13 protein-coding genes are annotated in these 14,501 nt (G+C 67.0%); 2 read left to right on the top strand and 11 right to left on the bottom strand.

Going from position 1 to position 14,501, the window contains the following annotated elements; genetic code table 11:
- Positions 1-78 precede the first annotated feature (78 nt).
- Positions 79-1,014, top strand: a complete 936-nt coding sequence (locus EC845_RS06070; RefSeq protein ID WP_123296263.1) for a LysR family transcriptional regulator — start codon at positions 79-81, stop codon at positions 1,012-1,014.
- Here the strand turns inward: EC845_RS06070 and EC845_RS06065 are convergent.
- The 11 genes from EC845_RS06065 to EC845_RS06015 form a co-directional block, all read right to left on the bottom strand.
- A complete protein-coding gene (locus tag EC845_RS06065; RefSeq protein WP_123296262.1) occupies positions 1,011-1,781 on the bottom strand; it encodes an SDR family oxidoreductase in 771 nt (256 codons plus the stop codon). The genes EC845_RS06070 and EC845_RS06065 overlap by 4 nt on opposite strands.
- A 47-nt stretch (positions 1,782-1,828) precedes the next feature.
- Positions 1,829-3,163: an MATE family efflux transporter gene (locus EC845_RS06060; RefSeq protein WP_123296261.1), complete on the bottom strand. Its 1,335-nt coding sequence runs from the start codon at positions 3,161-3,163 to the stop codon at positions 1,829-1,831.
- Positions 3,164-3,281: 118 nt separating this feature from the next.
- Complete coding sequence (locus tag EC845_RS06055; protein WP_123296260.1) at positions 3,282-5,033, bottom strand: hypothetical protein; 1,752 nt, start codon at positions 5,031-5,033, stop codon at positions 3,282-3,284.
- 252 nt (positions 5,034-5,285) lie between these two features.
- The gene (locus EC845_RS06050) at positions 5,286-5,549 is read right to left on the bottom strand and encodes a type B 50S ribosomal protein L31 (protein WP_123296259.1); all 264 of its coding nucleotides are present in this window, start codon (positions 5,547-5,549) and stop codon (positions 5,286-5,288) included.
- A 241-nt stretch (positions 5,550-5,790) separates the two neighbouring features.
- Positions 5,791-7,053: a transcription termination factor Rho gene (rho, locus tag EC845_RS06045; protein ID WP_123296258.1), complete on the bottom strand. Its 1,263-nt coding sequence runs from the start codon at positions 7,051-7,053 to the stop codon at positions 5,791-5,793.
- A gap of 365 nt (positions 7,054-7,418) precedes the next feature.
- A complete protein-coding gene (gene trxA / locus EC845_RS06040) occupies positions 7,419-7,751 on the bottom strand; it encodes a thioredoxin TrxA (RefSeq protein ID WP_123296257.1) in 333 nt (110 codons plus the stop codon).
- A 149-nt stretch (positions 7,752-7,900) separates the two neighbouring features.
- Entirely contained in the window at positions 7,901-9,052 is a 1,152-nt protein-coding gene (locus EC845_RS06035) for a DUF72 domain-containing protein (protein WP_199739734.1), read from the bottom strand.
- Positions 9,053-9,079: 27 nt separating this feature from the next.
- Positions 9,080-9,718, bottom strand: a complete 639-nt coding sequence (nth, locus tag EC845_RS06030; RefSeq protein WP_123296256.1) for an endonuclease III — start codon at positions 9,716-9,718, stop codon at positions 9,080-9,082.
- A gap of 126 nt (positions 9,719-9,844) precedes the next feature.
- Positions 9,845-11,329, bottom strand: a complete 1,485-nt coding sequence (gene glmU / locus EC845_RS06025) for a bifunctional UDP-N-acetylglucosamine diphosphorylase/glucosamine-1-phosphate N-acetyltransferase GlmU (protein ID WP_123296255.1) — start codon at positions 11,327-11,329, stop codon at positions 9,845-9,847.
- Between the two features lie 123 nt (positions 11,330-11,452).
- Positions 11,453-12,211, bottom strand: a complete 759-nt coding sequence (locus EC845_RS06020; protein WP_123296254.1) for a 3-hydroxyacyl-CoA dehydrogenase — start codon at positions 12,209-12,211, stop codon at positions 11,453-11,455.
- 137 nt (positions 12,212-12,348) lie between these two features.
- Positions 12,349-13,125: a 3-hydroxybutyrate dehydrogenase gene (locus EC845_RS06015; RefSeq protein WP_123296253.1), complete on the bottom strand. Its 777-nt coding sequence runs from the start codon at positions 13,123-13,125 to the stop codon at positions 12,349-12,351.
- A 368-nt stretch (positions 13,126-13,493) separates the two neighbouring features.
- On the opposite strand from EC845_RS06015, the gene EC845_RS06010 reads away from it, so the two are divergent.
- Positions 13,494-14,498, top strand: a complete 1,005-nt coding sequence (locus EC845_RS06010; RefSeq protein WP_233597939.1) for an alpha/beta fold hydrolase — start codon at positions 13,494-13,496, stop codon at positions 14,496-14,498.
- Positions 14,499-14,501: the final 3 nt, after the last annotated feature.

Genomic DNA, 14,501 nt, shown 5'->3' with positions numbered 1-14,501 from the left:
TCACGCTGTCGTCGATGGCCTCCGCCATGTCCCGCCGGCGGTTGCTGCGTTTCCTGTTTTTCCGTTTCCCTGTTGCACATGCTCCACATCACCTTGCGCCAGATGCAGATCTTTGCCGCCGTCGCGCGCGCCGGCAGCACGCCGGCGGCGGCTCAGGACATCGGGCTCTCGCAGTCGGCGACCAGCGCCGCGCTCAACGAGCTGGAGTCCAGCCTGGGCCTGCCCTTGTTCGATCGTGTCGGCCGGCGCCTGCGCCTCAATGGCCATGGCCAGGAGCTGCTGCCCCGCGTGCTAGCCGTGGTGGACGGCGCCCGGGCGATCGAATCCTGGGCGCTCGACGACGCAGCGGGGGCGGGAGGGCTGCGCATCGGTGCCAGCACGACCATCGGCAACTACCTGCTGCCCGGCGTGCTGGCGACATTCCGGCGGAGCTTGCCGCCCGAACGCCAGGCCCAATGGAATGCGCATGTGTCCATTGCCAACACGCAGGCCATCGCCAGCCAGGTGGCGGGTTTCGAGCTCGACCTGGGACTGATCGAAGGGCCTTGCCACGAACCCGAACTGACCGTCATGCCCTGGCTGACGGACGAGCTGGTCATCGTTGCCGGCGCCGGATCGCGCTGGCATCGCAAGGCTCAGGACGGCGGTGCTGGCGTGTTGCCGTTGGCGGAATTGGCGCGTGCGACCTGGCTGCTGCGCGAAGCCGGCTCCGGTACGCGCGAGACCATCGTGCAAATGCTGATGCCCCATGTGCCCCAACTGCACGAAGGCATACAGTTTGCGAATTCAGAGGCCATCAAGCAGGCGGTTTCGGCCGGGCTGGGCATCACCTGCCTGTCGCGCTGGGTGGTCGCCGATGCGCTGGCCAGCGGCCGGCTCGTCGAGCTCGCCACGCCGCTGCCGCCGCTGGCACGGCCGTTGAGCCTGGTGCTGCACCGGGCCAAGTCGATGACGCCCGGCCTGCTGCGCCTGGTCGAGCATGTGCGCCGTGGCTTGCCCGAGCCGTCGGCCTAGACGCAGCGTGCGCCGTCGACCTCGATGCACACCCCCGAAATGAACGAGGCCTCGTCGCTGGCCAGGTAGTGCACGGCATGGGCCACGTCGCGTGCCGTCGAGAACCGGCCCAGCGGGATGCTGGCCCGGAAACGGGCACGGGCGGCCTCGTCGAGCGTGCCGCCTGCGAACTCGGCCGCGAGCCCGGTATCGGGGTTGAACACGGGGTTGATGCAGTTGACCCGGATGTTGTCCGGTCCCAATTCGGCGGCCATCGATTTGCTGGTCGTGATGACCGCGCCTTTCGAGCCGTTGTACCAGGTCAGACCGGGGCGCGGGCGTATGCCTGCGGTCGAGGCGATGTTGATGAAGCTGCCCCCCGAGCCGCCCGGATTGGCGCGCATGGCCGGCACGGCGCACAGCGTCGTCAGGTAGAGGCTCTTGACGTTGACCGCATAGACCCGGTCGAATTCGTCTTCGTCGACTTCGAGCAGCGGTTTGTTGCGGTGTGTCCAGCCGGCGTTGTTGACCACGGCATCGAGCCGCCCGTAGAGCAGAAGAGCCTCGTCCACCAGTTGCTGCACCTCGGCGCGCCGGGTGACGTCCGTCCTGAAGAACGCTGCCGTGCCGCCTTCGGCCCGAATGGCCTGCGCCACGCGTTCACCGCGTTCGGCATCGATGTCGTTGACCACCACCCGCGCGCCCTGAGCGGCCAGATGACGGGCGATGCCCTCGCCGATGCCGTTGCCCGCGCCCGTGACGATGATGGATTTGCCCGCGATGTTCATGTGTGTCTCCTGATGGTTCGTCGGACCATTCTAGGAGCCGCCGCCGCTCACGCGCGGCGTGCCGCCCGATAGAGCATGGCCGCGAGCAGTGCTGCGATGACGCTCAGCCCGCAGACCTGTGCCATCCAGAACGCCGACGGGCTCATCAGCGCCGGCAGCGGCCCCAGGCCGCTGTAGGCCAGCGCAAAGCCGGCGGGCAGCGCCAGGCCCCACAGCAGCGTGCCGTAGACGGCAAACGGCATCAGCGTGACGCCGTAGCAGCGCAGCAGGAAGGCTCCCAGCACCTGCGGAGCATCGGCCAGGTGGTAGGCCGCGATCCACAGCAGCACCGAGGCCGCCAGGGCCACCACCTCGGGGTTGGCCGAGTAGGCCGACGCCAGCCGATGCCGAAGCATCGTCAGCACAAAAGCGGCCACCAGGGCCAGGCCCAGCGTGGTCTTGTAGCCGAGCACGATCACGTGACGTGCCTGATCGGGCCGGCCCGCGCCCAGCCAGTACGAGGTGCGGGCGCTGCAGGCCAGCGCCATGGCCAGCGGAAACATGTAGAGCACCGCAGCCAGATTGCTGGCGATCTGGTGGCTGGCGAGTGCGGTCGTGCCCATGCGTGCGATCAGCAGGGCCATCACGGTGAACGAGGTGACCTCGACGGCATACGTCAGGCCCGCCGGCACGCCCAGCCGCACCAGCCGGCGCAACTGCACCCAGTCGGGCCGCTCGATCCGCTGCCACAGGCCGTAGGGCTTGTAGAAGGACTGGTAACGCATCATCCACGCGCCCAGCAGGAACAGCAGGGTGTTGATGGCCGCCGTGGCCCAGGCGCAGCCGACCACGCCCATGGGCGCCAGGCCGGCGCCGCCGAACACGAACCAGATCGACAGCGGAACCTTGGCCACCAGCCCCGCCACCTGCAGCGAGGTGACCAGCCAGGGATGGCCCAGCGCCTGGTTGAGCGTGGCGTACATGCGGAACAGGAGGGCCATGGGAAACGCCATGGCCAGCACATGCAGATAGGTCGTCACGTCCGCCTGCAGTTCGGCCGGCACCTGCGCCCAGCGCAGCAGCGGAGCCGGAAACAGCATGATGCCCATGCCCAGCACTGCCAGCACGGCGCACAGGTAAAGCGACTGCCGGAAGGTGCGGCCCACGGCCAGCGGGCGCTGTGCGCCGTGAAGCTCGGCGTAGGCCGGCAACAAGGCTTGCATCACCCCCATCAGCGAAACGTAGACGCTGACGAAGATGGACGTGCCCACGGACAGGGCCGCCAGCGCATGGTCGGAATGGCGGCCTGCCACGATGGTGTCGGTCACCGCATAGGCCATGGTGGCCAGTTGTCCGGCGAAGATGGCCAGGGCGTGGCGCAAGAGGAGCTTGAATTCGGACATGGATGGAGTGCTGGGCCGGGTTGTCCGCTGCCGCCCCGGGTCCGGGGCCGGCAGTCGCAACTGGCGTTGTTTTGGAAACCTCGGGTGGCGTCGCCGGTCGCCGCCGCCCGGCAGGGGCTCAGCCCGGAATGCGGCGGAACAGCAGCATGTCCTCGCGTCGGTCGGCCAGGCGCTGCACGGGCTCGATCAGCGACCAGCGGTGGCCGGCGTCCCGGTAGGGCAGGGCGAGCTGGGCCCGCGGCGTGGTGATGAGGTAGGCGCAGTTGGCGCCGTCGCCGGCCTTCTTGACCGGATAGCGGCCGTAGAACTGCACGGCGGCCACCTGTGCGGAGGTCAGTCCATGCACCTCGATACAGCTGGACTGCGCCGTGAGCAGCGGTGCCAGGCGGGCCATCTGCTGCTGGTAGCTGCGTGCGAAGTCCACCGGGGAGAGCCACAGCGTGAGCAGCAGCACCCAGCACAGTGCCGCTCCGCTGGCCGGCAGCACCAGGCTTTTCCAGATGACAGGCCGATGGCGGCCGATGCGCCAGCGCACCAGCCAGATCCAGGCGATCGTCACGGCCAGCCCGGCAGCCAGGGCCAGCACGCCCACCGCGGGCTCGTAGCCGGGCACCAGGCGGATGACATTGTGGTGGATCTTGGGGGGCCAGCCGGTCTGCAGGGCAATCCAGGCCAGCCACGCAAAGATCGCGCAGCCCGAGAAGAACAGCAGCGTGAACCAGTCGATCAGTGCCGAGAACGTGCGTTGCAGCGTGGGCAGCGCAAAAGCCGCCAGTGCGGCCAGCGCAGGGAGCGCGGCCAGCAGCGTGCGGTCGTCGCCGTTGCGCAGGAATGCGGTGCCCAGGGCCACCAGACCGAACCACAGCGGCAGCGCGATGTGGCGTTGCAGCACCTGCCAGCGCCAGCGCCACAGGGCCCACAGGGCCAGCAGCCAGGTCGGCCAGGTGAACCACAGCAGCAAGCGGCCCCAACTGCGCCAGGCATCGGCCGTGGTCCAGTAGGCCAGGCCATGGCTCAGCGCCGCGATCGGATCGGAGGGCAGCGTGGTGTGCCAGTTCAGCAAAAAGACGCTGGCCGCCAGACCCCCCGCGACCGCCGCCGGAAGTTGCCAGCCGGTGTGCCAGCCCGAAGGCAGCTTGTCGGACAGGCGGCGTTCGAACGAAGCACCGGACGCCCGCACCGGACGGGGCCAGGCCAGCAGACAGGCGCCGATGGAGAGCAGCCAGGCAGGAATCATGGCGCCGTTGAGCGTCAGGCCCACGATGCCGGCCACCGTCGCCAGGATCGGCCAGCCGCGCACCGAGGGACCGGCCGTGGCGCCATAGAAGATCAGTGAAAACATGGCCAGGTCGACCAGCGCCGGGCTGGTCTCGTGGCCGATTTGACCCAGACCCAGGCAGGCGATCAGGGCCAGCAGGCCGCCATCGGCCAGTGCGCGCGCATAGTCCTTGGGGCTGGCCTCGCCGCCGAAGGCAAAACTCACCGGCTGGGCCTGCGGATCGCGTGCGAGGTGGTAGACCGCGTACCAGGTGCAGCACAGCGCCAGCGCCAGCAGCAGTGCGAAAGGCACGCGGGCGGCAAAATCGAGGGGGATCCAGTCGGGCGCCAACTGCATGGCTCCGGCACCCAGCCAGTAGGGCAGGACCACGCCCTGGCTGGCGGCCTGGTCGAGCAGCATGGGGTGCCACGGGTCGGATTGACCCTGTGCGAGTTGCTGCATGAAGCCGAAGCCCACGATGTCCGCGTTCTTCCAGGGTTCGCGGCCCACGAAACCCGTCATCACATAGACCACGCAGACCAGCAGCAGGATCAGGCGCGGCAACGGCCGGACGGCGGATTGGGCGACGATGGCGGGTGATGGACGGTTCATGTTGGTATCGGGTGAGGCGGATACAGCTGGCGCTCACGCCCTGCGATACAGCCGGGCGGCTGTGTCGGGGCTCGTTGCCCAGTATTGGGCCAGGCCGCACAGACTAGCACGTTGACGTGAATGCGCCGGCGCGCGAGCGGGCCGGCTCAGTACAAAACAAAAAGGCAGCACGCATCAGCGGCTGCCTTTTTTGTGCAAGAACACCGGGCCTGCCACCCGCGCCGAAGCACGGGAGCGGCCTGGATGGCATGCTTACTTCGTGGCGACGCCCACGCGAGCGAACTTGTTGCGGAACTTTTCCACACGGCCGCCCATGGTGTCGACCGACTTTTGGGTGCCGGTGTAGAAGGGGTGCGATTCGCTGGAGGTATCGAGCTTGAACAGCGGCAGTTCACGGCCGTCTTCGAGCTTGATCTTTTCCTTGGTGCTGGCGCACGAACGGATCACGAATTGGGTGTTGTTGGACATGTCCAGGAACACGACTTCGCGATAGTCGGGATGGATGCCTTCTTTCATGGGAATTCCTTGCCTATGGGCAGTCAGGTGCGGGAGCCGTTCCCTAGACCCAGGCGAACCATTCGGCTGGTGAAAAAATCCAAGGAGCACTTTCTGCGAACCCGGGATTATCGCATACACGGGGCCGGTCGCGCCAGTCCGTGCGAAGCCTGCCTGTCCCGGATACAGAAAAGCGCACTCTGGGGTGCGCTTTTCGAGTGGCTGCGGGGTCTTTGCGGCGGCAAAGACCGGGTTGCGGCGTTCAGCCGCCGCGGCGCATCATGTCGAAGAAATCGACGTTGGTCTTGGTCGACTTCATGTTCTTGATCATCAGCTCCATGGACTCGATTTCGTCCATGTTGTAGATGAACTGGCGCAGGATGCGGGTCTTCTGCAGGATTTCGGGGGCCAGCAGCAGTTCCTCGCGGCGCGTGCCGCTCTTGCTGAGCTCGATCGCCGGGAACACGCGTTTTTCGTACAGCCGACGGCTGAGGTGCACTTCGCTGTTGCCGGTACCCTTGAACTCTTCGAAGATCACTTCGTCCATGCGGCTGCCGGTGTCGACCAGCGCCGTGGCGATGATGGTCAGCGAGCCGCCTTCTTCCACATTGCGTGCGGCGCCGAAGAAACGCTTGGGGCGCTGCAGCGCGTTCGAGTCCACGCCGCCCGACAGAACCTTGCCGGAGGAGGGCACCACGTTGTTGTAGGCGCGGGCAAGACGCGTGATCGAGTCCAGCAGGATCACCACGTCCATCTTGAGCTCGACCAGGCGCTTGGCGCGTTCGATCACCATCTCGGCCACGTGCACGTGGCGGGCGGCCGGCTCGTCGAAGGTCGAGGAGATCACTTCGCCCTTCACCGAACGCTGCATTTCGGTCACTTCTTCGGGACGCTCGTCGACCAGCAGCACGATCAGGTGCACGTCGGGATTGTTGGCCGTGATGGCATGCGCGATGTGCTGCATCATCATGGTCTTGCCGCTCTTGGGCGGTGCGACGATGAGTGCGCGCTGGCCGCGTCCGATGGGCGCGATGATGTCGATCAGGCGGCCGGTGATGTTCTCTTCGGTCTTGAGGTCGCGTTCCAGGCGCATCTGTTCCTTGGGGAACAGCGGCGTCAGGTTCTCGAACATCACCTTGTGCTTGTTGGCTTCGGGCGCGTTGCCGTTGATCTTGTCGAGCTTGGTGAGCGCGAAGTAGCGTTCGCCATCCTTCGGCGTGCGCACTTCGCCTTCGATCATGTCGCCGGTGTGCAGGTTGAAGCGGCGGATCTGGCTGGGCGAGATGTAGATGTCGTCCGTGCTGGCCGTGAAGCTGGTGTCCGGGCTGCGCAGAAAGCCGAAGCCGTCGGGAAGCACCTCGAGCACGCCGTCGGCGAACACCTGTTCGCCCGCACGCGCACGCTTTTTGATGATGGCAAACATCAGCTCCTGCTTGCGCATGCGGCCAGTGTTTTCGATCTCAAGGGCTTCTGCCTGCTTGAGGACTTCAGACACGTGTTGTGCCTTGAGTTCGTTCAGATGCATAGGGTCCGCTCCTGGCGGAAAGACTTGACGGATCAGGTAGGGGGGGAAGGGGGATACCGCAGGCGGGCGCGCTTCGTGAGCGGCGTCTGGGGCCGGATAGCGGCCATGCAGCCTGTGCACCAGTTGGCAGGAAGCTGGGCGCTCAAGATTTGAAAGCGGCCGCCTCAGTCAATGCACAGATTATAGACAGTAAAGTTCGCCCGATGCAAAGGGGTTTGCGGACAGGGCCGGAAAAAGATTCGGCTCGAAGCCGGATCGCCGGCCCGCGTGCCTCCCGGCACCTCGATGCGAGACCGGCCTGCGGGGTGCGCAGGCCGGTCGGAGCGGCCGTCCGGAAAGGGCGGCCGCCAGGGTCGGGCGTGAACTCAGGCGAGCTGCTGGTCGATGAAGGCCGTGAGCTGGGCCTTGTTGACCGCGCCGACCTTGGTGGCCGCCAGTTCGCCGTTCTTGAACAGCATGAGCGTGGGGATGCCGCGGATGCCGAACTGGCCGGGCACGTCGCGGTTTTCGTCCACGTTCACCTTGGTGATCTGCAGACGGCCCTGGTAGGCCTGCGCGACGTCGTCCAGGATCGGAGCGATCATGCGGCAGGGACCGCACCATTCGGCCCAGAAGTCGACCAGGACGGGCTTGTCGCTCTGGATGACATCGGATTGGAAGGAGGCGTCGGTGGTATGGGTGATGAGTTCGCTGGCCATGGTGTTTTCCTTTGAACGGGGCCCGCCTCTTCAAGGGCGGCAGGCTCTGAGGGGAGTCGTCGAGGCCCGTTTGACCGGGCCGTACCTAGGGTTGCGGCATTGTGACAGAAAGCAAGAGGCCCCGCGGCCCCCGTGGGGCCGATGCCATGCTATCGCGGCGATAGGGTATCCGAAGCCTGCAGTCCGGCGGCGACTTCCTGCGCCAGCGCTTCGACGGACAGGGGCGCGCTGCCCTCGGCCTTGTTGTTGATGGTCACCAGTGCGGGCAGGCCGCGTGCCGCGGTGGCGAAAATCACGCGTGTCAGATGGGAGCGGGTCTCGGGATCGGCATCCTGGATGCGGTCGAAGGGTTCGTAAAGATCCTTGGCCGCCTGGTAGCCGTAGGCGCCGTGTTTGCGGTGCAGATTCCAGCGGCAGACCAGCGGTCCGGGCCAGAGCCGCCGCAGCAAGGGCAGTTGCGCCTCGATGGGCGGCATCTTGGCATGCAGGCCCAGACAGTAGGTCGCACCGTGCTGCAACAGCACCTCGGCCAGCCGCGGCTGAATGTCGGCCCGCAGGAAAGCGGCATCGCGCACCTCGACCGCAATCACCACATCGGGGGCCTGGCTGCGCAGCGCCTGCTCGCCGTCGAGTGCGTCGCGCACGGCTTCGAGCATCAGGGAAAGCCGCTCCAGCACGACCGGCATGGCCCGCAGCCAGTGGCTGGGCAAGGGGCTGATCTGGAAGACCAGGGCCCCGGCCTTGGTCCCGAGGCCCTCGATGGCGGGCCGAATGAAGGTGTCGACGGCCAGACGCGGGTCGAGAAATCCGGGGTTGTCCTGTTTGCCCTGGCCTTGTTCGCCTCGCACCAGCGAGTCGGTCACCAGGGCGGGGGCCTTCACCACGAACCGGAAGGTCTCGGGCACCTGTTCGGCGTATTCGATGTATTGCAGGGTGGACAGCGGCCGGTAGAAAGCACGGTCGAGGCTGACGCTGCGCAGCAGTGCGTGCTGTCCATAGGCCTTGAGGCCCTGGCTGGAGAGGCGTTTTTCGGTATAGGCGCCTTGCCAGACCAGGCCGTCCCAGCCGGGGAAGTGCCACGACGAGGTCCCCATGTGCAGGCTGGGTGGCAACCGGCCGGCCAGCGCCTGCTGTTGCGGGGTCGCGGGCATGGGCTGCACGGTGCCGCTGTCGCGGGCTCGCCGGGTCGCGGGTGCCGCCGGGGTTTCGTCCGAATCCGGACCGGCCGCCGGGGGCGTGTTGCGGCGGGGCCGGAGTGGGGGTTCGGGCGGCGTGTCGTCCGGGAACAGGCTGTCTTGCATGGCGGAATCGGCGGGGTCGGCCGCGTTTCAAGGGGCGGGCGTCTTGGGCTTGAAATCGCAGTAGGGCGCGACCGTGCAGTGCCAGCATTGCGGCTTGCGGGCCTGGCAGACATAACGGCCATGCAGGATCAGCCAGTGGTGGGCATGCACCAGGTAGGCCTTGGGCACCCGCTTGAGCAGCTTGAGCTCGACTTCCAGCGGGGTCTTGCCGGGTGCCATGCCGGTGCGATTGCCGAGCCGGAAGATATGTGTGTCCACGGCCATGGTCGGCTCGCCGAAGGCCACATTCAGCACCACATTGGCGGTCTTGCGGCCCACGCCCGGCAGTTTTTCGAGCGCCTCGCGGCTGTGCGGCACCTCGCCGCCGTGCTCTTCGACGAGCATGCGGCAGGTTTCCAGCAGGTGCTTGGCCTTGCTGCGGTACAGACCGATGGTCTTGATGTAATCGCACAGACCGTCGAAACCCAGTGCGAGGATGGCTTGAGGCGTGTTGGCCACAGGATAGAGCCGGCGCGTGGCCTTGTTGACGCCGACATCGGTGGCCTGTGCCGACAGCAGCACGGCGGCCAGCAGTTCGAAGGGCGTGCTGTACTCCAGCTCCGTCCTGGGCTCTGGATTGGCCGCCTGCAAGGTGGCAAAAAAAGACGCGATGGCCTGTTTGTTCATCGTGGAGAAGGGCCCGGTCCGGGTGGACGGGGCCGCATGCAAAAACGTGGGTTCTGTCGACTCCCAGTCGTGAACGGCCGGGAGCCGGGTCGGGATGTCGTGTCGTTACCGCCTCTGGCGTGACGGTCAGGCCTCTGGGCCCGGGGCGTCCGGCTGGGGCTGGCCGGGCGCTTGGGCCGGGGCCTTGGCCGGACGGCTCCAGTTGGCGATGACGACTTGTTTGCCGCGTGCCACGCTGAGCGCGCCGGGCGGCGTGTGCTTGGTGATGGTGGAGCCGCCGCCGACCGTCCCGCCCGCACCCAGGGTGACCGGCGCGACCAGGACGCAGTTGCTGCCCACATGGACGTCGGCCTCGATCACCGTGCGGTGCTTGTTGGCTCCGTCGTAATTGGCCGTGATGCTGCCGGCGCCGAAGTTCACCCGCTCGCCGACCTGGGCATCGCCCAGATAGGCCAGGTGGTTGGCCTTGGCGCCGTTGGCCAGCGTGCTGTTCTTGACCTCGACGAAGTTGCCGATATGCACTTCGCGGCCCAGTTTGGCACCGGGGCGCAGTCGGGCGAACGGGCCGATCAGGGCGCCTGCGCCCACCGAGACGCCGGCCCGCTCGCCGTCGATGTGGGTGTAGGCGTGAATCACCGCGTCCGCTTCGATCCGTGCGTTTCCGATCACGCAGTGGGGGCCGATGCGCACACCGTCGCCCAGCGTCACGTCGCCATGAAAGACGCAGTTGACGTCGATCTCCACATCCTGCCCGCAGGTCAGCGTGCCACGGACGTCGAGGCGGGCCGGGTCTGCCAGGCGGACGCCCTGTTCGAGCAGGTCTTGCGCGATCTGCGCCTGCAGCGCGCGCTCGAGAGCGGCCAACTGGGCCGGGCTGTTGACGCCGGCCACTTCCGTCGGGTTCGGGGCCGCGACACCGGCCACCGGGACACCGTCGTCGACCGCCATCGCGACGATGTCGGTCAGGTAGAACTCGCCCTGGGCGTTGTCGTCGCGCAGGCGCGGCAGCCAATGCCGGAGTTGCCGGGTCGGCACCGCCATGAGCCCGGTGTTGGTCTCGCGGATCAGCCGTTGCGAGGCCGTCGCGTCCTTGTGTTCCACGATGGCCAGCACTTCACCCGAGGCGTTGCGCACGATGCGTCCGTAGCCGGTCGGGTCGGGCAGCTCGATCGTCAGCAGCGCCAGGCGGCCGTGAGGGGCGTGCTCGGTGGGCGCGCTGGCGGCCACCAGCGCGCGCAGTGTGGTGGCGGAGGTGAGTGGCACGTCGCCGTACAGGATGAGGGTGGTGCCATCGCCTGCCAGTTCGGGCAGGGCCTGCCGCACGGCGTGGCCCGTTCCGAGCTGGGGTTCCTGGACGACCGTGCGGATGTCGAATCGGGCCGACGCCCATTCGGTGCCCTCGAGGTAGCCGGCGACATCGGCGGCTCCGTGGCCGGTGACGGCGACCACCCGTTCGGGGTCCAGCGCCGCTGCCGCTGCCAGCACATGCCCGAGCATGGGGCGGCCTGCCAGGCGATGAAGGACTTTGGGAAGCCTGCTTTTCATACGCGTGCCTTTTCCGGCAGCGAGCACGACGACTTGCAGAGGGGAGGGAATGTGGGTAGAGGGCATGCGGTCAACAAAGGCCCAGGCGAGGGCCGGGCAAACAGAACCACCATGTTAGCCGTTCCTCTGTCCCGGACGGGTCTCCGATGTGGGACGGGAGGCTGCAGCCGCCTTTTGGCCCGGTCGTCGTCAGCGAGGGGCCAGACGGATGGCACCGTCCAGCCGGATCACTTCGCCATTGAGCATGTCGTTGTCGAGGATGTGCAGCACCAGGCGCGCGTAGTCGTTCGGCGTGCCCAGGCGCGACGGGAAAGGCACGCTGGCGGCCAGTGCGTCCTGCACCTCTTGCGGCATGCCGAACAGCATGGGCGTGCCGAAGATGCCGGGCGCGATCGTCATGTTGCGGATGCCGTTGCGGGCCAGGTCGCGGGCGATCGGCAGCGTCATGCCCACCACGCCACCCTTGGATGCTGCATAGGCCGCCTGGCCGATCTGGCCGTCGTAGGCCGCCACCGAGGCGGTCGAGATCAAGACGCCGCGTTCGCCGGTCGGCTCGGGCGGGTTCGCGCTCATGGCGGTGGCGGCCAGCCGGATCATATTGAAACTGCCCACCAGATTGATGGCGATGGTCTTGCCGAACAGCGCGAGATTGTGCGCGCCTTGCTTGCCCACGGTTTTCTCGGCGGGGGCGATGCCCGCACAGTTCACCAGGCCCGCCAGCATGCCCAGACGGCACGCGGCATCGACCGCAGCCTGGCCGTCGGCCTCCTGCGTCACGTCGCAGTGCACGAAGACGCCGCCGATCTCGTCGGCGACCTGTGCCCCTCGCGCATCCTGAACATCGGCCACGACCACACGCCCACCCTGGGCGGCCAGTGCGCGGGCCGTGCCCTCGCCGAGTCCCGACGCGCCGCCGGTGACGATAAAGACGTTGCCTGAAATCCGCATGCCGATGACTCCTGTCGCGGGAAAATCCGCCAGAGCCTTTTTACGTTGACGTTAACGTCAACGTAAGCCGTGCAAACCCGCAGATGCCGGAAAGAGCCGATCGTTGCGCGCCGCCGGCCTGCCTCGGTGGCCGGCGGTCACTGCGCCGTCCAGCCGCCGTCGACCTGCCATGCCACGCCGCGCACGTTGTCGGCGGCGGGCGATGACAGGAATACCGCCAGCTCGCCCAGTTGTTCGGGCGTCGTGAACTGCAGCGAGGGCTGCTTTTCACCCAGCAGATCTTTCTTGGCCTGGTCGACACTGATGTTCTCCCGGCTGGCGCGGTCGTCGATCTGCTTTTGCACCAAGGGCGTCAGCACCCAGCCCGGGCAGATCGCGTTGATGGTGACCCCGGTGGTGGCGGTCTCCAGCGCAGCCGATTTGGTCAGGCCGATGATGCCGTGCTTGGCGGCGACATAAGCCGACTTGCCCGCCGAGGCGACGAGGCCGTGGGTCGAGGCGATGTTGATGACACGTCCCCAGTTGGCGGTCAGCATGAACGGCAGGGCCAGACGGGTGGTGTGGAACGCGCTGCTGAGGTTGATGGCGATGATGGCATCCCATTTGTCGGCCGGAAAGTCCTGCACGGGCGAGACATGCTGGATACCGGCGTTGTTGACCAGGATATCCACGCCCTTGCCGCCGAACTGGCCGGCCGCGAAGGCCATCATGTCGGCGATCTCGGTGGGCTTGCTCATGTCGGCGCCGTGGTGGGCGACCTCGACACCCAGGGCCGCCACGGCCTGCTTGGGGCCCTCGACATCGCCGAAGCCGTTGAGCACGACGTTGGCGCCTTGCCGGGCCAGTGCCTGGGCAATGCCCAGTCCGATCCCGCTGGTCGATCCCGTGACGAGAGCTGTCTTTCCTTTGAGCATGGTGGTCTATCTCCGTTGGCTTTGGAAGGTGAAGTGCGACGATTCATGATCACAGGCTCTTGAATTTGCATGTGATGAAACCATCATAAAGAGTTGACGCTTCAGGCGACGGTCATGGGGCATGATAGGCCCGTGCCGGTCGATCGCCGATGCCTGTGGCTGCCCGTCCGGCGGACTGCCGGTTCAGGCGGTCCGCCTATCGTAAATACGCATTGCATCAGCGTCGCACCTGGCATGCGCATCGCTTACAGTCTCACAGGAAGGGGGGCGGCACTGCTGCAACACGCATCGACGGGCTCTGCTTCTTTTGTGCCGTCCTGTTTGTTCCTCTGTCCCGACTTGCCCCGATCCACGCAAAACCCCTGCCCATGTCCATACTCCAACCCCGCCTCGCCTACCTCAACTGCCCGGATGCGCAGAGAGGCCATCGCATGGCATGGTGGCAGTGGGGCGACGAAGACGCGGCACATGTGGTGGTCTGCGTCCACGGCCTGACCCGGCAGGGTCGCGACTTCGACGTGCTGGCCCGTTCGCTGGTGTCGCAGGCGCAGGCCGCGGGCCGGTCGCTGGCCGTGGTTTGCCCGGATATCGTCGGGCGCGGCAAAAGCGACTGGTTGCCCGATCCCGACGCCTATCAACTGCCGACCTATGCCGTCGACCTGTTGCAGCTCCTGACCCAACTGGCCGCAGGGCGCCCCGATCGTTTCTTCGATTGGGTCGGCACCAGCATGGGGGGGCTGATCGCCCTGGCGGCCTCGGGGTATCTGGCGCCCATGGCGGCGAGTCCGGCATCCACCGGGGCGCTGCAGTCCGCCCCCGACGGCACGCCGTCGGACCCCGCCGTTCAGGCTGCCGCCCCGGCTCCGCGTCTACGCCGCCTGCTGCTGAACGACGTCGGCCCGGCCATCCAGTGGGCGGCCCTGCAGCGCATCGGCAGCTACCTCGGCGTGCCGGGTGTCCAGTTCCAGACCCCCGAAGAGGGCGCTGCCTACCTGCACGGTGTATCGCCCGGATTCGGTCCATGCACCGACGAGCAGTGGCTGGCGCTGTCCCTGCCGATGCTGGCGCAGGCCGAGGACACCAGTTGGCGCCTGCACTACGACCCGGCCATCGCCCAGGCTTTTCGCGACATGACGCCCGCTGCCGGGGAGCAGGGCGAGGCACTGCTGTGGGCGCTCTACGACCGTATCCAGGTGCCGACGCTCGTGATGCGTGGCGAGGACAGCGATCTGCTGTCGCACGATGCCGCCTTGCAGATGACGCAGCGAGGCCCCCGTGCCACGCTTTTCACTTGCAAGGGGGCCGGACACGCGCCCACGCTCGTCTCGGACGACCAGTTGCAAGTCGTGAGCCGGTTTTTGTTGGATGATTGAGGC

Source organism: Comamonas sp. BIGb0124 (assembly GCF_003752175.1).
Taxonomy (GTDB): Bacteria; Pseudomonadota; Gammaproteobacteria; order Burkholderiales; family Burkholderiaceae_C; genus Comamonas_F.
Note: the sequence above shows the minus strand (reverse complement) of the source record. Positions and strands in the feature narration are given on the sequence as shown.

Excerpts from the sequence above, each read along its gene's own strand:
- EC845_RS06070 (WP_123296263.1), top strand. The coding sequence starts at position 79 with ATGCTCCACATCACCTTGCGCCAGATGCAGATCTTTGCCGCCGTCGCG.
- EC845_RS06065 (WP_123296262.1), bottom strand. The coding sequence starts at position 1,781 with ATGAACATCGCGGGCAAATCCATCATCGTCACGGGCGCGGGCAACGGC.
- EC845_RS06060 (WP_123296261.1), bottom strand. The coding sequence starts at position 3,163 with ATGTCCGAATTCAAGCTCCTCTTGCGCCACGCCCTGGCCATCTTCGCC.
- EC845_RS06055 (WP_123296260.1), bottom strand. The coding sequence starts at position 5,033 with ATGAACCGTCCATCACCCGCCATCGTCGCCCAATCCGCCGTCCGGCCG.
- EC845_RS06050 (WP_123296259.1), bottom strand. The coding sequence starts at position 5,549 with ATGAAAGAAGGCATCCATCCCGACTATCGCGAAGTCGTGTTCCTGGAC.
- rho (WP_123296258.1), bottom strand. The coding sequence starts at position 7,053 with ATGCATCTGAACGAACTCAAGGCACAACACGTGTCTGAAGTCCTCAAG.
- trxA (WP_123296257.1), bottom strand. The coding sequence starts at position 7,751 with ATGGCCAGCGAACTCATCACCCATACCACCGACGCCTCCTTCCAATCC.
- EC845_RS06035 (WP_199739734.1), bottom strand. The coding sequence starts at position 9,052 with ATGCAAGACAGCCTGTTCCCGGACGACACGCCGCCCGAACCCCCACTC.
- nth (WP_123296256.1), bottom strand. The coding sequence starts at position 9,718 with ATGAACAAACAGGCCATCGCGTCTTTTTTTGCCACCTTGCAGGCGGCC.
- glmU (WP_123296255.1), bottom strand. The coding sequence starts at position 11,329 with ATGCCCTCTACCCACATTCCCTCCCCTCTGCAAGTCGTCGTGCTCGCT.
- EC845_RS06020 (WP_123296254.1), bottom strand. The coding sequence starts at position 12,211 with ATGCGGATTTCAGGCAACGTCTTTATCGTCACCGGCGGCGCGTCGGGA.
- EC845_RS06015 (WP_123296253.1), bottom strand. The coding sequence starts at position 13,125 with ATGCTCAAAGGAAAGACAGCTCTCGTCACGGGATCGACCAGCGGGATC.
- EC845_RS06010 (WP_233597939.1), top strand. The coding sequence starts at position 13,494 with ATGTCCATACTCCAACCCCGCCTCGCCTACCTCAACTGCCCGGATGCG.